Consider the following 23,472-nt stretch of genomic DNA (forward strand, 5'->3'; position numbering starts at 1 on the left):
TTTACCCTATTTGACTAAAAATATAACCTTGGTAGCCTAAAAATGCGAATAGCAATAAGCCGCCTTCTACTCTATTGATACGCTGAGAACCTCTAAAGTTCAACGACATAATAATAAGAGCAAGTGTTGCACCTATCATTATTAATACATCTCGACTCACTAAAGACGGATCAATTGCTGAAGGGTTAATAATACCGGCTAGTGGTAATACAGCTAAAATATTAAATATGTTTGAGCCCACAATATTACCAAGAGCGAGGTCGTCTTCATTTTTTAATACACCTGCAATAGAGGCTGCAAGCTCAGGTAAACTCGTACCTATAGCAATAATCGTTAAGCCGATGACTAAATCGCTCAAGCCAAAGTATTTTGCAATATCAACCGCTGAGCCCACTAAAAAATGTGAACTTACAGGAAGTAAAATCATGCCAATAACTAGCCAAAATACAGCTTTTTTTGTTGGAACGTCATTAGGTACTTCATCGCATGCTTCTGATACAAACGGATCATCTTCATTTTTTGCGCGCATAGAAACAATAATTAGCCCGCCAATAAAAACGATAAAGCCAATTAAAAGTGCAATGCCTTCACCTAGTGAAAAGTAGTTATCGGAGAAAATATACCAAGTAGCTAATGAAACGAGCATCACCAATGGCATTTCACGTTTTAACGTACTTGAAGATACCGCAAGAGGGCGAAAAAGGGCGGTAATACCTAACACGAGTAAAATGTTTGTAATGTTTGAACCCACAGCATTACCAACAGCTGTATCGGTTTTATTAGCTAATGCAGCAGAGGCCGAAACCATCATTTCGGGCGCTGAAGACCCCATAGCTACAACGGTTAAACCTACAATCAGTGTAGGGACACCAAAGTTTTTAGCAAGGGCTGCAGCCCCATAAACAAACCTGTCTGCACTCCAAACTAGAGCCGCAAAACCAAGAATCAAAATAACAAACGAGGTAACCATTGTGATAAGCCAGTTATTCAAAATACAGATGGCGCGAATAGTAACAAAAGCCAACATGAAAGTATAAATAAAAGAGTCTGGTCTACTTTAATGTGCCCAGTGCTTTTAGTTTATATTTAGAAACTTAAGCATGCGTTAAGGGAAATTCCCTCAGCCTTAGGCCACTTTTTACAGGTGTATTACAAAATCTTACGAATTGTTTTTTCCATCTTTGATAAAAAACCCTTAAAATAGGAGCACTAGTGAACATTGTTATGGAGAGCGACTTGTCGCAATCAATAGTAGAAGTCAAGGATGTGAGCTTTTCGCGTGGCGATAGAACCATATACAAAAATATGAGTTTCAGCGTACCTAAAGGTAAAATCACTGCCATTATGGGGCCAAGCGGAATTGGCAAAACCACCATGCTGCGTTTAATCGGCGGTCAGCTTAAGCCTTATTCTGGTGATATTTTATTTGAAGGTGGCAGCATTCCAAGTATGTCGCGTAAAGAACTGTATGCGGCACGAACTAAAATGAGCATGCTTTTTCAAAGCGGTGCTTTATTTACCGACATGTCAGTATTTGACAATATTGCATTCCCAATTAGGGAGCATACTAATTTAAGTGAAGATATCATTCGATTAATAGTCTTAATGAAGCTTCAAGCAGTTGGTTTGCGTGGTGCTAAAGATTTAATGCCCTCTGAGTTATCAGGTGGTATGGCAAGGCGTGCTGCATTAGCACGCTCTATTGCTTTAGACCCCGAACTCATTATGTATGATGAACCATTTGCTGGACAGGACCCTATTTCGATGGGGGTATTGGTTAAGCTAATAAAGTCTTTAAATGAAGTGCTTGGTCTATCTTCTTTAATTGTAACTCACGATGTGACAGAGGTTATGAGTATTGCCGATCACGTTATCATTATTGCAGATCAAGGTGTAATAGGCTCAGGGACTCCCGATGAGATGCGCAATCATGAATCTCCATTAGTGCAGCAGTTTTTAAATGGTTTGTCGGATGGACCTGTACCATTTCATTTTCCTGCGCAAACATATGCCGATGAGTTACTTGGAGAAAAAGCATAATGTTGGATCTATTTCAAAGGCTAGGGCGAAAAACGCTAGGGCGTTTTGCTGCGCTTGGCCGTTCAGCACATATGCTGTTTAGTGCGCTTGCACACGTTCCTAATTTTAAAAAAGGTACCCCTCTACTTGTACGTCAACTTTACATGGTGGGCTCGCAGTCATTACTTATCATAATGGTATCTGGCTTATTTATAGGTATGGTTTTAGCGCTACAAGGGTATACGGTTTTAGTTGGCTATGGCGCGGAAGATAGTCTTGGTCCCTTAGTGGCATTGAGTTTATTACGAGAGCTTGGGCCAGTTGTTACTGCGCTATTATTTGCAGGGCGAGCAGGAAGTGCGCTTACTGCAGAAATTGGCTTAATGAAAGCAACAGAGCAATTGTCATCACTTGAAATGATGGCAATTGACCCTTTAAAACGCATAATAGCACCGCGTTTTTGGGCTGGTTTTATTAGTATGCCTTTACTTGCACTTATATTTTCAGCGGTAGCAATCATTGGTGCTCACTTGGTGGGCGTTGATTGGTTAGGTGTTGATACAGGTAGTTTTTGGTCAATCATGCAGTCGCAAGTATCGTTTCAGCAAGACATATTAAATGGCTTAATTAAAAGCTTTGTGTTTGCAATTGTAGTAACTTGGATTGCCCTTTATAAAGGGTATGACTGTGTGCCAACCTCTGAAGGTATTAGTAAGGCAACCACCGAAACGGTTGTTCATTCTTCATTGGCAGTTTTAGGTTTTGACTTTATTTTGACAGCGGTAATGTTTACCAGCTAATAGGGTGTAGATAATGAATTCACGGAAATTAGAGATTTTAGTTGGTTTTTTTGTAGCGCTTGGCATTTTGGCGTTTGCGATGCTGGCATTGAAAGTAGCCAACTCGGGTATTAGTGGCTCAGGCGAAACATATACGCTAAATGCTAAATTTGAAAACATAGGCTCACTTAAAGCTCGTGCTCCTGTAAAAGTGGGTGGTGTAGTGATTGGTCGTGTTGAGTCTATTTATGTTCACCCGCAAGAGTTCTTACCTGTCGTAAATATGACAATAGATGCGCAGTACTTATGTCGTTTTTCAGACACTAGCTCTATCTCAATTTTAACGTCGGGTATTTTAGGTGAACAGTACTTGGGTATTCATCCCGTTATTGCCCCAACTTCAGCAGAGCAGCGTTGTTTAGGCGAAACGGTCACTGAGAATAAGCAAGATGAAGCCATTGATGATTTATTTGGTGTAGAAAGCAAAGCATTAGGTGATAAAGATACAATCACAGATACAAAGTCTGCCATCGTGCTTGAAGAGTTAATTGGGCAGTTTTTATTCAACCAAGGTAGTGAGTAATTATTATGTTGAAAAAGTTTTTAGCAGTTGTAGCCATCGGTGCGGTGGCATTAATCCAAAGCGTTAATGCCGCAGAAGTTAAACTAGATGATCCTAATAAAATGGTCCGCCAAGTGTCGGAGTACACCTTTGATAGGATAAAAAAAGATCACGCACTGATCAGTAAAAACAAAGAGCATCTTCGCGTTATTGTTGAAGAAGAGCTTATGCCTTACATTGACTACAAATACGCAGCACTTCGTGTCTTAGGCAGCGAAGTATCTAAAGTACGTGCAATTAAAGATGAAGCTGAAAAAGCCAAAGCGATCAAAGAAATCCAGCGTTTTATTGGCGTATTTAGAGAATACCTTGTGGCAACTTACGCTGGTGTATTTACTCAATATACCGATCAGCATGTAGAATTTGGTGCAGAGCAGCCATTTAAAGGCAAAGACGTGGTTGTTGTAAAAACCAAGATCACCGAAGACGGTAAACCGGATATTAAAATTGATTTTAAAGTACGCGAAGATCGCAGCGGTGAGTGGCGTGCATACGACATGATTGCTGAAGGTATAAGCTTACTAGATGCTAAACAAAGCGAGTTACAAGGTATTTTACGCCAGCAAGGTATCGACAGTGTAAGCAACCTTTTAGAGCAAAAGAGCCAACTGCCAGTTCAGTTTAGAGGCAACAATTCAAATGACTAAATTGGCAATAAGCCAAGTTGATGAACAGCACTTTCGGGTAAGTGGAGAACTTACTCGAAATTCAATTGGCAATGAACAGCTTCTGAACGATAAGTTATTAACTAAGCATAAAACCACTTATTTTGACCTTAGTGAGGTATCTAGGGTTGACACAGCGGGCTTAGCTTGGTTAATTCACTCTTTTGCAGAATTTAAGCAACAAGGTATCCGCCTTGAATTGCAAAACCCACCTGAGCAATTGCAAAATTTAATGCAATTGGGTCAAGTTACAACCCTATTTGAGTGAGAGTTATGGAAACTAGCCAAGTCGAAACATTATTACGCGACGAACTTCAATTATCTGAAGTACATGTAAAAGCCAATGGTAGCCATTATGAAGTGATTGCCGTAGGTGAATGCTTTGACGGTTTAAGCCGAGTTAAAAAGCAACAGCTAGTTTATGGCCCATTAATGAATACTATTTCTGATGGCACAATTCACGCTGTATCAATTCGTGCTTTTACTCCTACCGAGTGGAAACGTGAACAAAAATTTATTTTACCTCAATAGTTAAGGCCTCCTAATGGATCAATTTGTAATTCAAGGTGGCACTTCACTTGCGGGTGAAGTTACTATTTCTGGCGCTAAAAACGCTGCATTGCCTATTTTATTTGCTTCATTACTTGCTGACGGTGTAAGTACATTTACTAATGTGCCTCGCCTTCGTGACATAGTAACAACAGAAGCATTATTACAAACATTGGGTGCAGAGGTTAATTGGCAGGGCGATACACTAATAATCGATGGTTCTAGCGTTAATAAAACTCTGGCTCCATATGAGTTAGTAAAACAAATGCGTGCATCTGTTTTAACGCTCGGTCCTTTAGTTGCTCGCTTTGGTGAGGCGCAAGTGTCTTTACCTGGCGGCTGTGCTATTGGTGCTCGCCCAGTAGATATTCATATTCAGGGTTTAGAGCGCATGGGCGCTATAATCAACGTTGAGAATGGTTACATTAATGCCAAGGTTGATGGCCGCTTAAAAGGCGCCGAAATTTTTATGGAAATGGTGAGTGTAGGCGCTACCGAAAACCTATTAATGGCGGCTGCATTAGCTGATGGTAAAACAATTTTAGACAATGCTGCTCGTGAGCCTGAAATTACTGATTTAGCAAATTGCTTAATCGCAATGGGCGCTAAAATCAGTGGTGCTGGTACTAGCCGCATTGAAGTTGAAGGTGTTGAGCGATTAGCTGGTTGTGAGCACAGTATTTTACCTGATCGTATTGAAACCGGAACGTTTTTAGTTGCAGCAGCAATGGCTGGCGGTGAAGTGCTTTGTAAAAATACAGACTTCCATTCGCTTGAGCCTGTTATTGAAAAACTGCGTGCTGCTAATGCACTCGTTGAAGTAAAAGAAGGTAGCATATATTTAGATATGCGTAATCGAGAGCTTAAAGCTGTAAATATTAAAACAATGCCGCACCCGGGTTTTCCTACTGATATGCAAGCACAGTTTACTGCTTTAAACGTAGTGGCTAATGGTAGTGCAACTATCACGGAAACTATTTTTGAAAACCGTTTTATGCACGTACCTGAACTACAACGTATGGGTGCTAATATTCGCTTAGAAGGGCATACCGCTATTTGTGGCGATACTGAAAGCTTAACGGGTGCGCAAGTAATGGCAACTGATTTACGCGCCTCAGCGAGCCTAATTTTAACGGGTATAGTTGCTCAAGGTGAAACGGTTGTGGATCGTATTTACCACGTTGATAGAGGTTATCAGCGTATTGAAGATAAGCTAAGTGCGTTGGGCGCTAGTATTAAGCGCAGAAGTAGTTAACATTAGCGCGTTGCGTTAGTTTTTACATAAAACTAAAAAAGGTCGGATATGCGTACGCTATCCGACCTTTTTAATGCTACGGAGCAATTATAGTTTAGTTTCTAGCTCTGCCACTGTAACCATAATCTTTTCTATTTTACCGTTACGATAAAGCTCAAATTCAATTTCTTTACCGGGTTCTGTATTACCTATTTTTTCGAGCACCTTTTGAGGGTTTGCTACAGATAATCCGGCAATTTTAATAACAATATCTTGCTCTTCAATACCAGCTTGCCAAGCCGGGCCTAATGGGTCTAAGTTAGTAATACGCATTCCGACAACTTTAGTCAGGCTATCATTTACTTCTTTTCCTGTACTATCTACCGCAGTGCCTTCAAAGCCTAAATAGCCACGCACAACGCGGCCATGGCGTATTAATTTACCCATCACCTCTTTAGCTAGTGAGTAAGGGACCGCAAAAAATATGCCTTGAATATTAAGATTCTCGCGGGTTTTAAACTGCGCCGAAGTGATTCCCACTAAGTCACCATTTGAGTTCACCAACGCCCCACCTGAGTTACCAACATTTATAGCTGCATCCATTTGCAGTAGGTTGTTATAAGGGCTGTCGGTAATTTTTTGTTTACCTGTCGCACTGATAATTCCTTGCGTAATGGTTTGGCCTAAATTAAGTGGGTTACCAATTGCAAGCACGACATCGCCAACACTTGATGAATAGTCATCATCAACGGGAATTACAGGTAAGTGATCGGCGTTTATTTTTAGTAGTGCTAAATCAGTAATAGTATCGAAACCGATTAACTGCACGTCAAAAAAGCGTCGACCATCGGTAAGAATAACCATGATCTGGTCTGCATTATTAATAACGTGGTAATTAGTTAATATATAGCCGTCCTGAGCCATAATAACGCCAGAACCTAACTCTTGTACGGTATTTTGTCGTTTATAGCGAGGCTCTTTTGAGATGCTTTCTGAAAAAATAGTCACTACAGATGGCGCAGCTCGTTTTACTGCATCAGAAAAGCTTAAATGGCTTGAGCTCATTGCGCTTGGGATTGGTACATTAGGCAATAGGGCTGCTCTCATATTTGGGCTAAAGAAAACCACTAGAAAGGCAATACCTAAGCCTGCGAACAATGGGGGGAGAACAAATTTTAGTAGTTTCAGCACGAGTTTCTTATTATTTATGAGCAATCTCTTTATGATGGCATAAAAAAAATAACAGCGGCAAGTGCCACTGTTATTTTTATTACATTTATACTGCGATTAATTATTGAATGAGTATAAAGATTGACTCTCGGCCGCGTTTTACGCCAAGTACGATATTGCCTTGCGTATTTTCGATGATTTTATTCATATCACGAATTGTTTCTACACGTTGACGGTTTACCTGCATGATCACATCGCCTTCTTCTAAGCCTACACGAGCCGAAGGCGAGCGAGGGTCTACAGAGGTAACTTCAACACCCTTATTACTATTTTTTTGCACGTTTTCAAGTTCTGCACCTTGAAAAGCAGGATGAAGCTCTTCGCCTGTCGCGGTAACCCCTGACGCACCATCAAGTGTTACTTCAACTGTTTTAACTTTACCGTCGCGGTAAATGCCTAGTTTAACTTCACGACCTTCACCTAAGGTTGCTATTTTGCTACGTAGTTCATGGAAACCACTTATATCGCTGCCATTAATACTGGTAATTACGTCGCCAGCTTTAATACCTGCCTTGCTTGCTGCGGTATCATCCATTACTTGCATGACGTAAGCACCTTGCTTCACGTCAAGTTGCTGCGCTTTAGCTAGCCCTGCATCTAGTGGGCGGCCAGAAATACCTAAAGAGCCTCGGCGGACTTCACCGTGTTCAATTATTTGATCAACTAAGTTCTTCATCATGTTTGATGGGATAGCAAAGCCAATACCCACATTACCGCCTGATGCCCCTAAAATTGCAGTATTAATACCAATCAACTCACCATTTAAATTAACTAATGCACCACCAGAGTTACCTTGATTAATTGCTGCATCTGTTTGGATAAAGTCTTCATAACCCTCAATGTTTAAACCACTGCGCCCAAGTGCGCTTACAATACCTGACGTTACTGTGTGGCTTAGCCCAAATGGATTACCAATCGCAACGGCGAAATCACCTACTCGCAAACTATCAGAGTTGGCAAGCTTAACTTCTACTAAGTCATCTGCGTCAATTTGTAACAACGCAATGTCAGACTCTTTATCACTGCCAATTTTGGTTGCTTCATATTCACGGCCATCTTCGAGGGTAACAACCATTTTTTCAGCATCTTGAACAACATGATTATTTGTTACTACATAACCTTCATCTGCATCAATAATAACGCCAGAGCCTAAACCGCTAAATTGACGTTTTTGGCTACGAGGTTGAGGAGTGCCAAAAAAGAATTCAAGTGGATCGGCACGGCGGCGTACTTCTTTTGAACCAGAAACTTGAATACTAACTACCCCAGGGGTAATTTGCTCAAGCATAGGGGCGAGTGTTGGTAATTGTTGACCATTAACTGCTACCGGTAATTTTGCATACGAGGCGACCGGGCTTAGTAACAAGCTAGTAGAAAGAATAGCTGCGCTGATAAGTGATAATTTCATTTTCATAGTCAGGGTTTACTCCACTTAGGAAAAACAAAAATTAAAAAAGGCTGCATAAGCAGCCTTTTCAAGTTTGTCAGTAAGATAAAACAACAAAGCTGTTATATCTAAAGACTATGGGGTCAAAAAAAAGTTCATCAAGATGCTTTAGAATGTTCTGAAACTTTATTTTGCCCAGCAAATAACCCCGACTCACCCGATACATAATCGGCCGGTTGTGCTTGTGCATTTGAGCGATCGCACTGACGCTCTTTTAAAGACGCCTGTAATTGCTCTGTTGTTTCTTTAGAAAAAAACGGTTCCGCAGGGGTTTTATCTCTATCTTCTAATAATAGTTGGTTGGTTTCTTCAACGTGGCTAAGAAGCTGATCGTAGTTGTCTTTCATTTTATTGACGAGCTTGCCTGTGCTCGCTAAATGATCGGCCACATCTTGACGATATTGCTCAAGCGCGTTTTCAGCTTGCTCGGCTTGTTCTTTTAATTCATCTTGCTTAAATTGTTTTTTAGTAACAAATGCACCGATAAAAAAAGCCACTACAGCAGTAATAACAACTAAACCTACCCACATAACTGTGCCCATAATTCTACCCCTTTGGGAAAATAACTAATGAATGCCTGATTCAATTACAAATCATACTAAGTGTAATATACCCCGACTGATGATGCGTGTTAATATGCTTTACAAATTAAACTGCGTTTTAAATGTAAATAGATATGACTCCTTGGCAAACATACCAGCAAGACCTCAAGCGTGATGACTTTGTACATGACTCAGCACAAGAAAATGCAGTACGTCATTTGCAGCGTTTATACGATGACCTAACTCAAGCAAAACCTAAAAAGTCGGGCTTTTTTGCGAAGTTATTTAGTAAAGATGAACCTGCGCCTATAAAAGGTTTATATTTTTGGGGAGGTGTAGGGCGTGGTAAAACCTATTTAGTTGATACCTTTTATGAGGCATTGCCTGGTAATCGTAAAATGCGAGTGCATTTTCATCGTTTTATGCATCGTGTCCACGATGAGCTTAAAAAATTAAATAACACAGCCAATCCGCTTGAAAAAATTGCTGATATTTTTAAAGCCGAGACCGACATAATCTGCTTTGATGAGTTTTTTGTTCAAGATATTACTGATGCAATGCTGCTTGGTGGGCTAATGGAGGCGTTGTTTGCGCGCGGTATAGTCCTTGTCGCTACCTCAAACATTATTCCTGATGACTTATATCGAAATGGCTTACAGCGCGCACGTTTTGTACCGGCTATCGAGCTGGTAAAAGCAAACACTGAAATAGTCAATGTAGACTCAGGGATTGATTATAGGTTGCGTACCCTTGAGCAAGCTGAAATATTTCATAGCCCATTAGATGCGCAAGCAGATAAAAACTTATTTGAATATTTCGACAAGCTATCGCCAGAGGCTGGAAAACATGATGAGCCAATCGAAATTGAAGGGCGTTTAATTAACACTCGCAAAGTTGCTAAATGCGTAGTTATGTTTGAATTTAGTGAGTTATGTGAAACTGCACGTAGTCAAGTAGATTATATGGAAATTAGCCGTTTATTTAACACTGTAATTATTTCTAATGTGAAACAGCTTGGGCAAACTAATGATGATGCAGCAAGACGTTTTATTGCGTTAGTTGATGAATTTTATGAGCGCCATGTCACATTAATTATATCTGCTGAAAAACCGATCACCGAGCTTTATACGCAGGGCAATCTAAACTTTGAATTTAAACGCTGTATAAGCCGCCTCCAAGAAATGCAGTCTTTAGAGTATTTAGCAAAAGAGCATTTAACTTAGAAATTAAGCTATATATTTTAGAGTGTTTAATTTTATTAAATTTCTTGCGGAAAAAACAAGCGCCCAGTAGCAATGTGATTTAAGTGCTGGTATACTCCCGCGTCTGCCACGTTGCGTTCTATGTCCTCATATAGTTTAGCCACTTGTGAGCGGCGCAAAAGTCTAAAACTCGAAGGGGTTGTAGCATACTTAGAGCGGTAGTTAACATTAACTACCTGTGGTTTTAATTGAAAAACATTGGATTTTTATAAATGAAAACGTTTGTTGCTAAACCAGAAACAGTAAAACGTGACTGGTACGTAGTTGACGCTGAAGGTAAAACTTTAGGTCGCATCGCTACTGAAATCGCTCATCGCCTACGCGGTAAGCATAAAGCTGAATACACTCCTCACGTAGATACTGGTGATTACATCATCGTTATCAACGCTGAAAAAGTTACTGTAACTGGTAACAAATTCAAAGATAAAGTGTACTACGCTCACTCTGGTTTCCCAGGTGGTCTTAAGTCTACTACTTTTGATAAACTTCAAGCTGCAAAGCCTGAAATGATCATCGAGAAAGCTGTAAAAGGCATGTTGCCACGTGGTCCTTTAGGCCGCGCTATGTACCGTAAGCTTAAAGTTTACGCAGGTACTGAGCACAATCATGCTGCACAACAGCCTCAGGTTCTAGACATTTAAGGAGCACTATCATGGCAAATCAATACTACGGTACAGGTCGTCGTAAAAGTTCAAGTGCTCGCGTATTCTTACGCCCAGGCACTGGTAACATCGTAATCAACAAGCGCTCTTTAGAAGAGTACTTTGGTCGCGAAACAGCACGCATGGTTGTTCGTCAAGCTCTTGAGCTTGTAGATATGACTGAAAAATTTGACCTTCACATCACCGTTGCCGGTGGTGGTACAACTGGTCAAGCTGGTGCTATCCGTCACGGTATCACTCGTGCACTTATGGAGTTTGACGAGTCATTACGTCCACAACTTCGTAAAGCAGGTTTTGTTACACGTGATGCACGTAAAGTTGAACGTAAGAAAGTGGGTCTTAAGAAAGCGCGTAAGCGTCCACAGTTCTCAAAACGTTAATCTATACGTTATCAAGAATTCAAAAACCCAGCTTATGCTGGGTTTTTTGTTATTAAAAACTAGTAATTGTTACTTGCAAATTAACAACTAAATTTTAAATACTTACCTCTTAAATCCAGATTTTTCGCGACCTAAACACTGATCATATTTATGTAAACGCGCGTATTAAATGTACGAAAGTTAAAAAATACCCAGATAGCTGCAAAAAAGTTAAATAATTATCGTAATTAGTTTAAATCCATCAGTTAATTGGTGGAATTTTTTGCTACAATTGGCTGGCAAGTAAAATGAGTGAGTTTAACCACACTATGTGCAGTTTTTACTGTTTCCTCTTAGTGGTGTTGATCTTGGTCAGTATATTGTTTTTACAGAAGCGCTATTATAGTCGTTCGGCTTTATTCTCGAGCTAACTTAATCAAATGTTTGATCAAGTCAGGTTTATTCGAGTATGGGGCTGTGAATAACCTTGTTTTAATCAAGGGTTTTAATTATGATCGCTTCTATTTTAAAAATTTCGAATAATTAACCTGCTGTAACTGATGTTCTCAATATAGCAAGTGTTGAGAATCATAGTGGAGATAAGTGGATGAGCAATGCGCCTGTAGACAATGGCCGACGTCGCTTTTTAACCATAGCTACCTCTGTTGTAGGTGGTGTTGGTGCGGCTGGGGCTGCTGTTCCTTTTATTGCGTCTTGGAACCCAAGTGAGCGAGCTAAATCTGCGGGTGCGCCTGTAGAAGTAGATATCAGCAAACTTGAGCCGGGACAATTAATACGTGTCGAGTGGCGTGGTAAACCTGTATGGGTTGTATCACGGACCCCTAAAATGCTTGAGCAGATGAAAGAACATGAAGGTCAACTTCGTGATCCGCAATCGCAAGAGCCACAACAATTAGAATCATCAACAAATGATTACCGTTCATTACGCCCAGAGATTTTTGTCGCTGTTGGTATTTGTACGCATTTAGGTTGTTCTCCAGGCTTTTTCCAAGGTAACTTTGGTGAAAAAGTTGAAGGGACTGATGATGGTTTTTACTGTCCATGTCACGGTTCTAAATTTGATATGGCTGGCCGAGTATTTCAATCGGTTCCTGCACCATTGAACTTAGAAATACCACCTTATACTTTTCTTGATGAGACCACTATTTTAGTGGGCGAAGAAAAAGGGGTAGCCTAATGTTTGGTAAAATTGTTAGTTGGATCGACGATCGTATCCCAATGACACGTGTTTGGAACATGCACATTGCACAGTATCCAGCACCTAAAAACTTTAACTTCTGGTACTTTTTTGGCTCTTTAGCCATGTTAGTACTAGTAAACCAAATCCTAACGGGTATTTGGTTAACGATGAACTTTGTTCCGTCTTCTGAAGGCGCATTCGCTTCAGTAGAGTACATCATGCGTGATGTAGAGTACGGCTGGTTATTACGTTACTTGCACTCAACAGGTGCTTCAGCGTTCTTTATCGTTGTATATATGCACATGTTCCGTGGCATGATCTACGGTTCTTATCAAAAACCACGAGAGTTACTTTGGTTGTTTGGTATGTTTATTTTCTTAGCGCTAATGGCTGAAGCATTCATGGGTTATTTATTACCATGGGGTCAAATGTCATTTTGGGGTGCACAGGTAATCATTTCATTATTCGGGGCTATTCCGGTTATTGGTGATGACTTAACACTTTGGATCCGTGGTGACTACGTAATATCAGGTGCAACGCTTAACCGCTTCTTTGCATTACATGTTATTGCATTACCATTGGTTATTGTAATCTTAGTATTTTTACATATTGTTGCTTTGCACGAAGTGGGTTCTAACAACCCTGAAGGCATTGAAATTAAACGTAAGAAAGGCTCTGTTGCAGAAGAAGATAAGCCTAAATTTAAATTCCATGAGTATTACACTAACAAAAAAGACATTGTTGATGCGATACCGTTCCACCCGTACTACACAGTAAAAGATATTGTGGGTGTGGTTGGTTTCTTAATCTTGTTCTGTTGGGTTGTATTCTTTATGCCTGCGATGAATGGTTTCTTCCTAGAAGCGCCAAACTTCGAAGCGGCGAATCCACTTAAAACACCAGAGCATATTTTCCCAGTTTGGTACTTTACGCCATTCTATGCAATCTTACGTGCAATCCCTGATAAGCTTATCGGTGTTGCAGCAATGGGTGCATCAATTGTGGTATTAGCATTATTACCATGGATTGACCGTGGTCGTGTTAAATCGGTTCGTTACCGTTGTGGTTTCCACAAATGGAACATTGCAGGTTTTGTTGTAACCTTCGTTCTTTTAGGTTGGGTGGGTGCAACTCCACAAACTGACATGAAAACGATAATTTCTCAAATCTGTACTGTGACTTACTTTATGTTCTTCGTACTGTTATTTGTATACAGTAAGAATGAAAAAACTAAGCCATTGCCTGAGAGGTTAACGAAATGATGAAAAAGCTAATTATCGGTTTATTTGCTTTATCAGTAAACTTGTTGCCTAACGTGGTTATGGCAGCAAGTGCGTCGGTTCCTTTAATGGAAGCGAATAACGATATATCTGATCAGCCTTCTTTACAGCGCGGCGCAAAGTTGTTCATGAATTACTGTCTTGGTTGTCACCAAATGCAGTATCAACGTTATGAACGTACTTTCCGTGATATTGGTATCCCAACTGAAGTTGGTCAAGAACAATTGATTTTTGATGGTTCTAAAGTCGGTAGCCATATCAAAAATGCGATTGCTAAAGAAGATGCTGCAAAATGGTTTGGTGCGGCTCCGCCGGATCTAACAAATGTTGCGCGTGTGCGTGGCAGTGATTGGATTTACACCTATTTAAAATCATTTTACAAAGATGAGTCTCGCCCATTTGGCGTAAACAATACATTATTCCCATCGGTTGGTATGCCGCATGTTCTACAAGAACTTCAAGGTTTACCAACAGCTATCACTGAAGAAGTTGAAGAACATGGTCAGACTGTGACTAAAATTGTTCGTCTTGAAACTGATGGTACTGGCGAATTAAGTGTTGATGAATACGACCAAGCGGCTCGTGATTTAACGAACTTCCTCGAGTATGTAGGTGAGCCTACACGTCTTGAGTCAGAAGCGTTAGGTATTAAGGTAATTGGATTTTTAATCATCCTATTTATCTTGGCATTTATGCTTAAGAAAGAATACTGGAGAGATGTTCATTAATTTGAGCGTTTTACAAGGTAATTTTGCAATAGGGGCTTAAGCCCCTATTGCTGTTTTAGTTATTTAATGGAGGTATAGGCATGGCCGTAGCTGCCAATAAGCGCCCTGTAATGACCCTTTTTTCTGGTGCTAACTGTATGTATAGCCACCAAGTACGTATTGTACTTGCGGAAAAGGGTGTAAGTGTAGATATTCATTTGGCTGAAAAGGATAACCTGCCAGAGGCACTTCACGAAATTAACCCTTACGGTACAGTACCAACACTGATTGACCGTGAGCTTGGTTTATATCAGGCAAACATCATCATGGAATACCTTGATGAGCGTTTTCCTCATCCTCCACTAATGCCTGTTTACCCGGTAATGCGTGGTCGTAGCCGTTTAATGATGCATCGTATTGATACTGATTGGTACAGCTTAGCTGACAAAATCAGCAATAATGCTTCAGATGCTGCGCAAGCTCGTAAAGAGTTAACAGAAGCATTGCTTGCAATCGCACCTATTTTTAGCGAAGCACCTTACTTTATGAGTGAAGAGTTTAGCTTAGTCGATTGTTACTTAGCTCCACTATTATGGCGTTTACCTGAGTTTGGTATTGAGCTAAATGGTGCGGGTTCTAAAGAGCTTAAAGAATACATGATCCGTTTATTTGAACGTGAGTCATTCCAAGCCTCTTTAACTGAAGCTGAGCGTGAGATCCGTTTATAATGACGCCTAATCGTCCTTATTTATTACGTGCTTTTTTTGATTGGATTGTCGATAACGACTGTACGCCACATTTAGTGGTAGACGCTGATTACCCTGCAGTACAAGTGCCAACGCAATTTGTACAGGATGGACAAATTGTTTTAAACATAAGTCCTTCTGCAGTTACTCAGTTTTCGTTAGACAAAACCCAACTTAGCTTCGATGCGCGCTTTGGTGGTCAGCCAATGCAGGTTTACGTACCAATAGGTGCTGTGCTTGCAATATATGCGCGTGAAAATGGCGAAGGAACAGTCTTTACTACAGATGAGTTTTTAGAGGACGAAGACGAATTTGTACCAGAGCTTGAAAGTGTTGATTCATCAGATGAAGTCATCGATGAAGCTCCAGCAGAAAAGCCGCAGAAGAAAAAAGGCTCACATTTACGTGTTATAAAATAATACGTAAATACAAAAAAACCGCTTTTAAAGCGGTTTTTTTATATCTGTATTTTGTGTTTACAAGTATTCAAACGCTTTAATTACACGCTCTACACCCGATACATTACGGGCAATATTTACAGCCTGGGTAGATTCTGCATCAGACACTAGGCCCATTAAAAATACTTCAGCGTTCTCAGTCACTACTTTAATATTATTACTGCTAATATCTTTAGCTGTTAACAGCTGAGCTTTAACTTTAGATGTAAGCCAAGAGTCATGTGTTTGCGTTGTAATGCCAATGTTTGAACCAATACGAATTTGATTGTGTATTTTACGAATGCCTGAAACGTTCTCAATGGTGCGCTGAGCTTCGTTTTTTATTTCTTCGTTTGGTACTTGTCCTACAAGTAAAACAATGCCATTGACGCTTACAGCGTCTACATTCGCAAATTTTTCGATTCGTTCTACTTCGCTAAGTGCAATGCTGGCTTTTATTTCAATATTATTATCGTCTATTTGCGAGCCTATAGTACGGCGATCATTCGCTGCAGTTACTGCACTGGCTGTACCTGCAACAACAGCAGCTGCACAACCTTGCAGTAATACGACTGTACCTAAGACAATAAGAGAGCGTTTAAACATAATTTTCATCCTGAGGGAAAAGCGTTAAATCAACTAGTTCACTTAAACAGTGTAAGTTTACTAGGTGAGATTCAATAATGCGGCTAGGGCGCTTAGAAGGTGTTCTTATTTCTACGTCGTTGGGGCCTAGTAAACCGACAAGTTCACCGCCATCGTCGCCAACCATAACTATGACCTTCATATCTTTAGTCAGTGCGGCTTCAACAGCAGAAATAACATGTTTTTCGTTGCCGTTAATAGCTAAAGCGAGTAGTAAATCACCTTGCTGAGCAAAAGCACGTACTTGACGTGCAAACGTATCATGATCGTCTACTTGTGTACTTTGCCCTAAGTTAATGTTCTCTTGCGATAAGGCAATAGCGGGCAGGCAAGGGCGCTCTGTTTCATAATGATTTACTAATACGCCAGCCATGTGTTGGGCAAGCATGTGGCAATTTGCAGTGCCACAACAAATGAGTTTATTACCGTTGATCAAGCTTTGTGCAATTGTGAATGCAGCTGATTCGAGTGCGCTAGGTAAAACTTCACCTGCGGCTATTTGTACTTGGATACTTTCCGTAAAAATTTCTTTAATTGTATCTTGCATAGAATACCAACAATTTATACCTAATCTTTATATTCAATTTAAGCCAGCTTTAAAATACGTTTTTAAGCCAATTTATATTCGGGGATGACTCACCTGTTATGGCTACATAATCAATTCTTAACGCTTGATTAGTTAAATTTTTAGCGGCTAAGTAATGATAAATACTGCGTTTTAATCGTGCCTGTTTTTGAGGGCTTAGAGCGTAATTAGCACCACCACGAGCATTGTTTTTCCTAAATTTAACTTCAACAAATACTAGCGTATCACCCTCTTTCATAATGACATCTAGTTCACCAAAGGGGCAGTAATAATTCCGCTCAATAGGGGTTAACCCCTGGGAAACTAAGTATTTTTGCGCTTGCAGCTCGTAATACTGGCCTTTTTCGCGACTATTTTGCCACAGCTCTTTAAACCACGACATGCCGCCCCCTTAATAACGTTAATTGATAGTTTGCATCTCACTCGCCGATTGCATAAATAATGGCACAGGGCGCTGCGTTTTTAACTGCACAGTTTTGATACGACGGTTAATGTACTGCGCCCAGTCTAGTGTGCGCTCAATATGGCCGCTGGTATTAACAGACAACTTACCGCTTAAGCCGCTATATTGATTACCTGGCATAACACTGAGTTGTCTAATATCGTGCAATATTGATACTGCATCGTATGCCATAGCAAATAAGCGTTGGCTTATATCTACTTGCTCAGGCCAAAGTGCATTATATTGCTCACGAAGGTTATGCTGCTTGATTTGCGAGTCGAGCATCCACGGTAATTCGGTAAAGTATAGGCCATCTAAGTCGCCTTTATCTGTACGGTCAATTTGTTTACTGTGACTTTTTGAGCTGGCGTATAATGGAATTCGCTCTGCAAAAGTACTTACATTCACATCTAGGTAAGGCTTAATTAGGCGCGTTTCTATTGCATCGCCTAAAATGTAAATAACGTCTATATCGCTACGAGAGCGAGTTTCGTTTTCTACTTCTTGTCTGAATAATGCTTTAACAGCTGTAATGCGCTGTTTAGACTTATCAACTTCCAATAGGCTTGTGATTGTATTTGGCATATCTTTTTTGTCATTATAAAAGCCAATTTGCGGCTTTGTCTCGCTATAGCGTTGCCACTGCAAGTTAAAGTAGTCGACTAAGCGTTGGCCATTTGCATTATTTGGCGCAAGTAGCATTGGTTTTTGATAGCCCTTAGTTAAAAAGTGCTCTAAAGCTTGCTGCACTTCATGCTCTGGATTTAAAGCAAAGTAATAATGTTGTAGCGAAATTCGTTCACCATCAAATGTATTTAAATGTAAAGTGGGTGTATCTATTAGCGTTTTTGCATTAGCCAGCTTGTCTATGTTGGCTTTTAGCAGTGGGCCAACGACAAAGTCTGGCTTTATTTGCTCAAGCTGTGCGGCAATTTCTTGTGTACTTAAATTTTCATCGATAAAAATCGTTTCATTAATGTTTTGTGTATCAAGTGCAGCTAACGCGCCTGCTTTTAATGCATCGCCTAATCTTTCGTTAGGGCCTGATTGCGGAAATAAAACCACTAAGCGCTCAATATTAATCGGTGCAAGCTGTGTAAGAGATTCATCTTGCTCTGGCAAAACAGTAAATGCTGGGTGCCCAACATAGCGCCTTCGCCAATTATTAATTGCCTGATCAAGTTCTACGGTACTGTTAGCATAAACCTGATGATATAAAGCTAAGTTAATCCAGCCTTGTTGAATAACAGAGCCACGATTAAAGCGCTCAAGCGCATAAGAAGAAAGCTTTGTTAAGTTATCCCACAGATCTTGATTAAGTTGAGGAATTTCGATGTTGTTTTTTGTTGCCGTTTCAGAGGCTCTAAAAAAGTATGGGGCAGCTCGTTTTGGAAAGTTTTGTGATGTATAAATACTGGCAGTTAAAAACTGATGCCACGCAAAATGCTCAGGTTGTGTAAGTTGCCCATCTAACGATTGCAAAATAACGAGTGCTTTATCATTTTTGTTTTGTTGTTTTTGTGCAAAAGCAATATAAAGGCGATTTTGAATTTGATCAACGCTTGCTGTTAATTCAAGGTCACTACCAATTTGCTCTAATAAAGGCCAATTTTGTTCACTAATGGCCGCATCACGGGCACTGTAAAGTAATTGTATTTTATCGGCACCTTGGCGGTTTTGTGCTAATTGATAGATAGATTGCGCACTGGTTGCTTGATTTTGCAGTGCATTAGCGCGGTTACTTACGTTATCGCTGTTTTTAGTTGGTTTTTCGGTTGTGCTACACGCCGATAACCCTGACAATATAATTAATAGACTAACTAGTTTAAGTCGCACAAATGATTTCCCAATACGTTAACGCGATTTGCTTATATTACTGACTGACGCAGGAGACCTCAATGTTAAATGAGGAGAATTCACAGAAAATTGGCACTCTTTACATTGTTGCCACCCCAATTGGCAATTATGACGACTTAAGTCACCGTGCCATCGCGACATTATCGCAGGTTGACTTAATAGCTGCTGAAGACACTCGCCATACCGGCAAGCTACTTAGCCACTTTGGAATTAAGGCAAAAACGTTCGCATTACACGACCACAACGAAAAGCAAAAAGCACAGCAAATTATTGATCAACTTAATCAAGGTTTAAATATTGCGTTAGTATCCGACGCCGGTACACCGCTTATTAGCGATCCAGGTTATGCGGTTGTAAATTTATGTCGCGAACAAGGGGCTCATGTAACACCTGTTCCCGGTGCATGTGCTGCAATTACTGCGGTATGTTGCTCTGGCTTACCCACTGATCGCTTTCAATTTATTGGGTTTACACCTGCTAAAAGTAAAGCAAGGCAAGACTTTTTCATTGAGGCAGTTAATTCGGGCATAACCAGCATAATGTACGAAAGTACGCACCGTATTATGGCAAGCCTTGATGATTTGGCGCAAGCACTTGGTGATGAGCAGCAAGTGGTGTTTGCTAAAGAGCTTACCAAAACCTTTGAAACCTTTTTTAATGGTAGCGTAAGCGAGTTAAAGCAGTTTTTAACAAATGATCCCACTAAGCAACGCGGCGAAATTGTATTAATGTTGCCGGGCAAACCAAAGTTAGTAGACGATATACCGCCTGAAGCGCGCAAAATGCTGGCACTGCTTGAGAGCGAAATGCCAATGAAAAAAGCCTGTGGTGTAGTGGCTGAGTACTTTGGAATGAAAAAAAATGCACTATACAAAACAATTATTGAAGAAAAAGAGTAAATATTACTGCGTTCGGTGTTTGCGTCATGTATACTGCGCGCCGAGTCAGCCAAGATGATCGCTGCCTGTGACGAAAATGATCAGGGGGAGGAAAGTCCGGGCTCCACAGGGCAGAGTGCCAGCTAACGGCTGGGGGGCGTGAGCCCACGACAAGTGCAGCAGAGAGGAGACCGCCAACCTCGGTTGGTAAGGGTGAAAGGGTGCGGTAAGAGCGCACCGGGCCGCTAGTAATAGTCGGTTGCAAGGTAAACTCCACTCGGAGCAAGACCAAATAGGGTTCTATCATTTTAAATAATGAACGCGTGGCCCACGTTGGAACCGGGTAGGTTGCTTGAGCCATAGAGCGATTTATGGCCTAGACGAATGATTATCACTTTCTTCGGAAAGGACAAAACCCGGCTTATAGGCTGACTCACTCATTCAATAAAAAGCCCGCAGTTAACGCTGCGGGTTTTTTTGTGTTTAAATTTTAGGGGGAAGTTATTAGTTTTTAAGTACCGGCTTATTGTACTCGGTAGAATTTCAATAAAGAGTAATAATCGGGCTGTAAATTATGAATGTATGAAGTCAAGATTTGACCCCGTCGGTCACCTTTTCAAAATTTAAAAGCGTGCTAAATAAACTCAGTGCGTTACTTGCACATAGGTAACTTAATGAGGCATATTAAACTCCCCGAATACCTTATACTACGAAAAGAGCGTTACTATTTTTCGTTATGTTTTCCGTCGTAAATTTATCTGCTCCGATATACGCATTTCACTTAAAAGCAAACTATGAAAAGTCTTGTTTTGTTCTCATTTTTCTTTAAATTTTATAGCTAAATTCTGCTTTTTAACGTCTCACTTTTGCATTTACTTTACATGAATGAGAACTCTTTATTTGGTTACCTATGTTAATTATATATTTCTTGTCGACAAAAAAGGTAATATAATAAAAATAGTTATCATTTATAATTATTAATGTGGAGTTTAGTTTTATGGGTTTTTATCCATCGAAATCGTTATTAGCGTGTGCTATTTCGTTCGCTTTTTCAGGTTTGGCATTTAGTAGCATGGTGCATGCTGATGACATTAAAAAAATAGAAAAAATAATGGTGAAAGGTCAAAAAATAGACCGTACTTTACAAGATACGCCAGCAAGTGTGGCGGTTTTAACGAGCCAAACTATTGAAAATGAAAACTTAAACGACTTTTTTGATGTATTAGCACGTACGCCTAATACTTCTGGCACTGATGGTTCGGGTTTTAATATTCGTGGTATTGATGCTTTTGGCGTTACTGATGGCGGCTCTGGTGGTCTTGCTAGTGTTTATGTTGATGGTGCGCCTATACCGTTTCGTATGATGCAACAAGGTGCATTTTCAACGTGGGATATTGGTCAGGTTGAAATTTTACGTGGCCCGCAATCTACATTACAAGGGCGTAACTCACTGGCCGGTGCCGTGGTAATGAAAACCCGTGATGCAGTGCAAGAATATGATTTTAAAGCGCGTGTTGGTATGGGGGAATACGGTAGAAAGGAAGCGGCAGTTGCCTTTGGTGGTGAGTTAATCGAGGATGAGCTTGCATTTCGTGTGAGCGCTGAAAAGCGTGACTTTGATGGCTACAATACCAATGTTGGTACGGGTAAAGAGTCAGACCATGATAATAATGAATTTTATCGCGCTAAGCTTCGTTACACACCTTCTGCATTGCCTGAATTTGAAGCACAATTGAGCTTTATGCACAGTGAAAACGACAAAGGCGTTCCTTGGGTCGCGCAGCAAAGTGGTGATGCGGCGTTTCCTATTAATAACATTTACGATGACCGCTACGTATATTTAGACTCGCCAACATTTGAAACAACAGATACTGATTTATATATTTTAAATCTTAATTACGATATCTCAGATGAGTGGTCTTTCTCTTCAATTACGACTTACTCAGATGCTCAATACAGTTATGAATGGGACGGAGATGCAAGCTTACTTCTACCGCAATCGGTATTAACTGATACACGTACAGATGAAACGACGACTCAAGAGCTTCGCTTTACTTATGAAGGCGATAAGTTAACAGGTTTAATAGGTGCTTATTACTCTGATTTAGATGTGTTTGATAGCAGTACGGGTGAACGAGGTATTACATTTGAACAGCTTGGTGTGCGTACGTTATTAACTGCGCCTGCTGAGTTTGGTGGTTTGGGGCTACCGAGTGCGTTGGCTGATCAGGTACTGCAATTTTATGTAGGTGCTGATCCCGTTTTTATTGGCCAGTCTTCTGACTTTACACAAAAAGTAAAAACAAAAGCATTATTTGCTGATTTTACGTATGAAATAAACGATGCGTGGGATGTTTTTGCTGGTGTCCGTTACGATAAGGAAGAGCAATCAAACGGGACGATTGCTGACGTTTATATTACCGATGAAACCAAAAATGCTTTACCTAATCCAAGTGATTTTGCTACAAATCCTGTACTAGCGCAGTTAATTACAGGTATTAATCAACAGTTGTACGCTATGGCTGATGGTGCTTCAGGCGATGAACCCGTTGAGGATGCGTCTTTTTCTGCTTGGTTGCCAAAGTTGGGTGTAACGTACCGTTTTAACGATGATGTGTCGAGTAGCTTTACTGTTCAAAAAGGGTATCGCTCAGGTGGCGTAGGTACCAATGTTGCCCAAGCAACTGCGTTTACGTTTGACCCTGAATATACATGGAACTATGAGTTAGCATTACGCTCTGTTTGGCTTGATGATTCATTAGTTGTAAATACAAATATATTTTATCTAGATTGGACCGATCAGCAGGTATCCGTTTATTTATCAGGGAATCAGTATGACCGTGAAACGCGCAATGTTGGTGAGTCGCATGTTCAAGGGTTTGAAACTGAAATTAGTTATGATTTATCACCAACAATAAATGTGTACGGTGGTATTGGTTATTCAAAAACAGAGTTTGATGAGTTTAGCGCCAGTTTTAATGGTGAGGAGCAAGACTATAGCGGCCTTTCGTTTGCAGGCGCGCCAGAATGGACCGCTTTGTTTGGTTTTGATTATGCAAATGACGCTGGGTTTATAGCAAATATAAATGCTAGTTACACTGGCAGCTCGCAGCGTCTTGCTACGAGTAATGACCCTCGAAATGACGCGTACTGGTTAGTTAATACACGTGTTGGTTACGAGTGGGGTAATTATGGTGTATACGCGTTAGTAGATAATGTATTAGATGCTGAGTATATCGCGTTAGCCCCGGCTGGTTTTGGTAATCAAACACTTGGTGATCCACGTACTGCAAGCGTTCGCTTTGAAGCTAAGTTTTAATATG

Annotated in this window: 25 protein-coding genes and 1 other RNA gene; 18 read left to right on the forward strand and 8 right to left on the reverse strand. The window is 40.4% G+C overall.

Going from position 1 to position 23,472, the window contains the following annotated elements:
- Position 1 precedes the first annotated feature (1 nt).
- Positions 2-970: a calcium/sodium antiporter gene (locus J8L71_RS01485; protein WP_210998954.1), complete on the reverse strand. Its 969-nt coding sequence runs from the start codon at positions 968-970 to the stop codon at positions 2-4.
- Between the two features lie 254 nt (positions 971-1,224).
- On the opposite strand from J8L71_RS01485, the gene J8L71_RS01490 reads away from it, so the two are divergent.
- Genes J8L71_RS01490 through murA form a run of 7 tightly spaced genes read left to right on the forward strand, consistent with a single transcriptional unit; the run spans position 1,225 to position 5,889 of the window.
- On the forward strand, positions 1,225-2,040 hold the full coding sequence (locus tag J8L71_RS01490; protein ID WP_210999342.1) for an ATP-binding cassette domain-containing protein: 816 nt from the start codon (positions 1,225-1,227) through the stop codon (positions 2,038-2,040).
- Complete coding sequence (gene mlaE, locus J8L71_RS01495; protein ID WP_058546981.1) at positions 2,040-2,819, forward strand: lipid asymmetry maintenance ABC transporter permease subunit MlaE; 780 nt, start codon at positions 2,040-2,042, stop codon at positions 2,817-2,819. The genes J8L71_RS01490 and mlaE overlap by 1 nt, the downstream gene beginning before the upstream one ends.
- A gap of 13 nt (positions 2,820-2,832) precedes the next feature.
- A complete protein-coding gene (gene mlaD / locus J8L71_RS01500; RefSeq protein WP_210998955.1) occupies positions 2,833-3,381 on the forward strand; it encodes an outer membrane lipid asymmetry maintenance protein MlaD in 549 nt (182 codons plus the stop codon).
- A 5-nt stretch (positions 3,382-3,386) separates the two neighbouring features.
- On the forward strand, positions 3,387-4,067 hold the full coding sequence (locus J8L71_RS01505; RefSeq protein ID WP_210998956.1) for an ABC transporter substrate-binding protein: 681 nt from the start codon (positions 3,387-3,389) through the stop codon (positions 4,065-4,067).
- On the forward strand, positions 4,060-4,353 hold the full coding sequence (locus J8L71_RS01510; protein ID WP_058546984.1) for an STAS domain-containing protein: 294 nt from the start codon (positions 4,060-4,062) through the stop codon (positions 4,351-4,353). Before J8L71_RS01505 ends, J8L71_RS01510 begins: the two co-directional genes overlap by 8 nt.
- A gap of 5 nt (positions 4,354-4,358) precedes the next feature.
- Positions 4,359-4,616, forward strand: a complete 258-nt coding sequence (locus J8L71_RS01515) for a BolA family protein (RefSeq protein WP_058546985.1) — start codon at positions 4,359-4,361, stop codon at positions 4,614-4,616.
- Positions 4,617-4,629: 13 nt separating this feature from the next.
- Positions 4,630-5,889, forward strand: coding sequence for a UDP-N-acetylglucosamine 1-carboxyvinyltransferase (gene murA / locus J8L71_RS01520; protein ID WP_210998957.1), 1,260 nt, complete (start codon positions 4,630-4,632; stop codon positions 5,887-5,889).
- 87 nt (positions 5,890-5,976) lie between these two features.
- Here the strand turns inward: murA and J8L71_RS01525 are convergent, their stop codons facing one another.
- The 3 genes from J8L71_RS01525 to J8L71_RS01535 all read right to left on the reverse strand — a co-directional run bounded on the left by J8L71_RS01525 (position 5,977) and on the right by J8L71_RS01535 (position 9,087).
- Positions 5,977-7,059, reverse strand: coding sequence for a trypsin-like peptidase domain-containing protein (locus tag J8L71_RS01525; RefSeq protein ID WP_210998958.1), 1,083 nt, complete (start codon positions 7,057-7,059; stop codon positions 5,977-5,979).
- A 100-nt stretch (positions 7,060-7,159) separates the two neighbouring features.
- On the reverse strand, positions 7,160-8,512 hold the full coding sequence (locus J8L71_RS01530) for a Do family serine endopeptidase (protein ID WP_210998959.1): 1,353 nt from the start codon (positions 8,510-8,512) through the stop codon (positions 7,160-7,162).
- 131 nt (positions 8,513-8,643) lie between these two features.
- A complete protein-coding gene (locus tag J8L71_RS01535; protein ID WP_210998960.1) occupies positions 8,644-9,087 on the reverse strand; it encodes a YhcB family protein in 444 nt (147 codons plus the stop codon).
- A gap of 134 nt (positions 9,088-9,221) precedes the next feature.
- On the opposite strand from J8L71_RS01535, the gene zapE reads away from it, so the two are divergent.
- The 8 genes from zapE to J8L71_RS01575 all read left to right on the forward strand — a co-directional run bounded on the left by zapE (position 9,222) and on the right by J8L71_RS01575 (position 15,723).
- Positions 9,222-10,310, forward strand: a complete 1,089-nt coding sequence (gene zapE / locus J8L71_RS01540) for a cell division protein ZapE (protein ID WP_210998961.1) — start codon at positions 9,222-9,224, stop codon at positions 10,308-10,310.
- A 251-nt stretch (positions 10,311-10,561) separates the two neighbouring features.
- The gene (gene rplM / locus J8L71_RS01545) at positions 10,562-10,990 is read left to right on the forward strand and encodes a 50S ribosomal protein L13 (protein WP_002957960.1); all 429 of its coding nucleotides are present in this window, start codon (positions 10,562-10,564) and stop codon (positions 10,988-10,990) included.
- A gap of 8 nt (positions 10,991-10,998) precedes the next feature.
- On the forward strand, positions 10,999-11,391 hold the full coding sequence (gene rpsI / locus J8L71_RS01550) for a 30S ribosomal protein S9 (RefSeq protein ID WP_024600778.1): 393 nt from the start codon (positions 10,999-11,001) through the stop codon (positions 11,389-11,391).
- A 586-nt stretch (positions 11,392-11,977) separates the two neighbouring features.
- Positions 11,978-12,568 carry a ubiquinol-cytochrome c reductase iron-sulfur subunit gene (gene petA, locus J8L71_RS01555; RefSeq protein ID WP_210998962.1) on the forward strand — a complete coding sequence of 197 codons (591 nt, stop codon included), beginning with the start codon at positions 11,978-11,980 and terminating at the stop codon, positions 12,566-12,568.
- Positions 12,568-13,833 (forward strand): cytochrome b N-terminal domain-containing protein, encoded by a 1,266-nt coding sequence (locus tag J8L71_RS01560; RefSeq protein ID WP_210998963.1) that lies wholly within the window; start codon positions 12,568-12,570, stop codon positions 13,831-13,833. The genes petA and J8L71_RS01560 overlap by 1 nt, the downstream gene beginning before the upstream one ends.
- A complete protein-coding gene (locus J8L71_RS01565; RefSeq protein WP_210998964.1) occupies positions 13,830-14,579 on the forward strand; it encodes a cytochrome c1 in 750 nt (249 codons plus the stop codon). Before J8L71_RS01560 ends, J8L71_RS01565 begins: the two co-directional genes overlap by 4 nt.
- An 80-nt stretch (positions 14,580-14,659) precedes the next feature.
- Positions 14,660-15,286: a stringent starvation protein SspA gene (sspA, locus tag J8L71_RS01570; protein WP_058546994.1), complete on the forward strand. Its 627-nt coding sequence runs from the start codon at positions 14,660-14,662 to the stop codon at positions 15,284-15,286.
- Positions 15,286-15,723, forward strand: a complete 438-nt coding sequence (locus tag J8L71_RS01575) for a ClpXP protease specificity-enhancing factor (RefSeq protein WP_210998965.1) — start codon at positions 15,286-15,288, stop codon at positions 15,721-15,723. Before sspA ends, J8L71_RS01575 begins: the two co-directional genes overlap by 1 nt.
- 57 nt (positions 15,724-15,780) lie before the next feature.
- On the opposite strand, the gene dolP is transcribed toward J8L71_RS01575, so the two are convergent.
- From dolP to J8L71_RS01595, 4 genes are read right to left on the reverse strand one after another with little or no spacing between them, the layout of a single operon-like run.
- Entirely contained in the window at positions 15,781-16,347 is a 567-nt protein-coding gene (gene dolP / locus J8L71_RS01580) for a division/outer membrane stress-associated lipid-binding lipoprotein (RefSeq protein WP_210998966.1), read from the reverse strand.
- Positions 16,340-16,933, reverse strand: a complete 594-nt coding sequence (locus tag J8L71_RS01585) for an SIS domain-containing protein (RefSeq protein ID WP_058546996.1) — start codon at positions 16,931-16,933, stop codon at positions 16,340-16,342. Before J8L71_RS01585 ends, dolP begins: the two co-directional genes overlap by 8 nt.
- Positions 16,934-16,982: 49 nt before the next feature.
- On the reverse strand, positions 16,983-17,354 hold the full coding sequence (locus J8L71_RS01590) for a YraN family protein (protein WP_210998967.1): 372 nt from the start codon (positions 17,352-17,354) through the stop codon (positions 16,983-16,985).
- 18 nt (positions 17,355-17,372) lie between these two features.
- On the reverse strand, positions 17,373-19,250 hold the full coding sequence (locus tag J8L71_RS01595; RefSeq protein WP_210998968.1) for a penicillin-binding protein activator: 1,878 nt from the start codon (positions 19,248-19,250) through the stop codon (positions 17,373-17,375).
- A gap of 62 nt (positions 19,251-19,312) precedes the next feature.
- Between J8L71_RS01595 and rsmI the strand changes: the two genes are divergently transcribed.
- The 3 genes from rsmI to J8L71_RS01610 all read left to right on the forward strand — a co-directional run bounded on the left by rsmI (position 19,313) and on the right by J8L71_RS01610 (position 23,468).
- Positions 19,313-20,170 (forward strand): 16S rRNA (cytidine(1402)-2'-O)-methyltransferase, encoded by an 858-nt coding sequence (gene rsmI, locus J8L71_RS01600; protein ID WP_210998969.1) that lies wholly within the window; start codon positions 19,313-19,315, stop codon positions 20,168-20,170.
- A gap of 41 nt (positions 20,171-20,211) precedes the next feature.
- An RNA gene (rnpB, locus tag J8L71_RS01605) (RNase P RNA component class A) lies at positions 20,212-20,589 on the forward strand.
- Between the two features lie 557 nt (positions 20,590-21,146).
- The gene (locus tag J8L71_RS01610; RefSeq protein ID WP_210998970.1) at positions 21,147-23,468 is read left to right on the forward strand and encodes a TonB-dependent receptor; all 2,322 of its coding nucleotides are present in this window, start codon (positions 21,147-21,149) and stop codon (positions 23,466-23,468) included.
- Positions 23,469-23,472: the final 4 nt, after the last annotated feature.

It is taken from the genome of Pseudoalteromonas sp. MMG007 (genome assembly GCF_018100985.1).
Lineage (GTDB): Bacteria > Pseudomonadota > Gammaproteobacteria > Enterobacterales > Alteromonadaceae > Pseudoalteromonas.

Coding starts and splice junctions, on each gene's coding strand:
- J8L71_RS01565 (WP_210998964.1), top strand. CDS start 13,830: ATGATGAAAAAGCTAATTATCGGTTTATTTGCTTTATCAGTAAACTTG.
- petA (WP_210998962.1), top strand. CDS start 11,978: ATGAGCAATGCGCCTGTAGACAATGGCCGACGTCGCTTTTTAACCATA.
- J8L71_RS01585 (WP_058546996.1), bottom strand. CDS start 16,933: ATGCAAGATACAATTAAAGAAATTTTTACGGAAAGTATCCAAGTACAA.
- J8L71_RS01535 (WP_210998960.1), bottom strand. CDS start 9,087: ATGGGCACAGTTATGTGGGTAGGTTTAGTTGTTATTACTGCTGTAGTG.
- J8L71_RS01590 (WP_210998967.1), bottom strand. CDS start 17,354: ATGTCGTGGTTTAAAGAGCTGTGGCAAAATAGTCGCGAAAAAGGCCAG.
- J8L71_RS01505 (WP_210998956.1), top strand. CDS start 3,387: ATGTTGAAAAAGTTTTTAGCAGTTGTAGCCATCGGTGCGGTGGCATTA.
- J8L71_RS01530 (WP_210998959.1), bottom strand. CDS start 8,512: ATGAAAATGAAATTATCACTTATCAGCGCAGCTATTCTTTCTACTAGC.
- sspA (WP_058546994.1), top strand. CDS start 14,660: ATGGCCGTAGCTGCCAATAAGCGCCCTGTAATGACCCTTTTTTCTGGT.
- J8L71_RS01510 (WP_058546984.1), top strand. CDS start 4,060: ATGACTAAATTGGCAATAAGCCAAGTTGATGAACAGCACTTTCGGGTA.
- J8L71_RS01610 (WP_210998970.1), top strand. CDS start 21,147: ATGGGTTTTTATCCATCGAAATCGTTATTAGCGTGTGCTATTTCGTTC.
- J8L71_RS01485 (WP_210998954.1), bottom strand. CDS start 970: ATGGTTACCTCGTTTGTTATTTTGATTCTTGGTTTTGCGGCTCTAGTT.
- murA (WP_210998957.1), top strand. CDS start 4,630: ATGGATCAATTTGTAATTCAAGGTGGCACTTCACTTGCGGGTGAAGTT.
- zapE (WP_210998961.1), top strand. CDS start 9,222: ATGACTCCTTGGCAAACATACCAGCAAGACCTCAAGCGTGATGACTTT.
- rsmI (WP_210998969.1), top strand. CDS start 19,313: ATGTTAAATGAGGAGAATTCACAGAAAATTGGCACTCTTTACATTGTT.
- mlaE (WP_058546981.1), top strand. CDS start 2,040: ATGTTGGATCTATTTCAAAGGCTAGGGCGAAAAACGCTAGGGCGTTTT.
- J8L71_RS01490 (WP_210999342.1), top strand. CDS start 1,225: ATGGAGAGCGACTTGTCGCAATCAATAGTAGAAGTCAAGGATGTGAGC.
- J8L71_RS01560 (WP_210998963.1), top strand. CDS start 12,568: ATGTTTGGTAAAATTGTTAGTTGGATCGACGATCGTATCCCAATGACA.
- rplM (WP_002957960.1), top strand. CDS start 10,562: ATGAAAACGTTTGTTGCTAAACCAGAAACAGTAAAACGTGACTGGTAC.
- J8L71_RS01515 (WP_058546985.1), top strand. CDS start 4,359: ATGGAAACTAGCCAAGTCGAAACATTATTACGCGACGAACTTCAATTA.
- dolP (WP_210998966.1), bottom strand. CDS start 16,347: ATGTTTAAACGCTCTCTTATTGTCTTAGGTACAGTCGTATTACTGCAA.
- mlaD (WP_210998955.1), top strand. CDS start 2,833: ATGAATTCACGGAAATTAGAGATTTTAGTTGGTTTTTTTGTAGCGCTT.
- J8L71_RS01575 (WP_210998965.1), top strand. CDS start 15,286: ATGACGCCTAATCGTCCTTATTTATTACGTGCTTTTTTTGATTGGATT.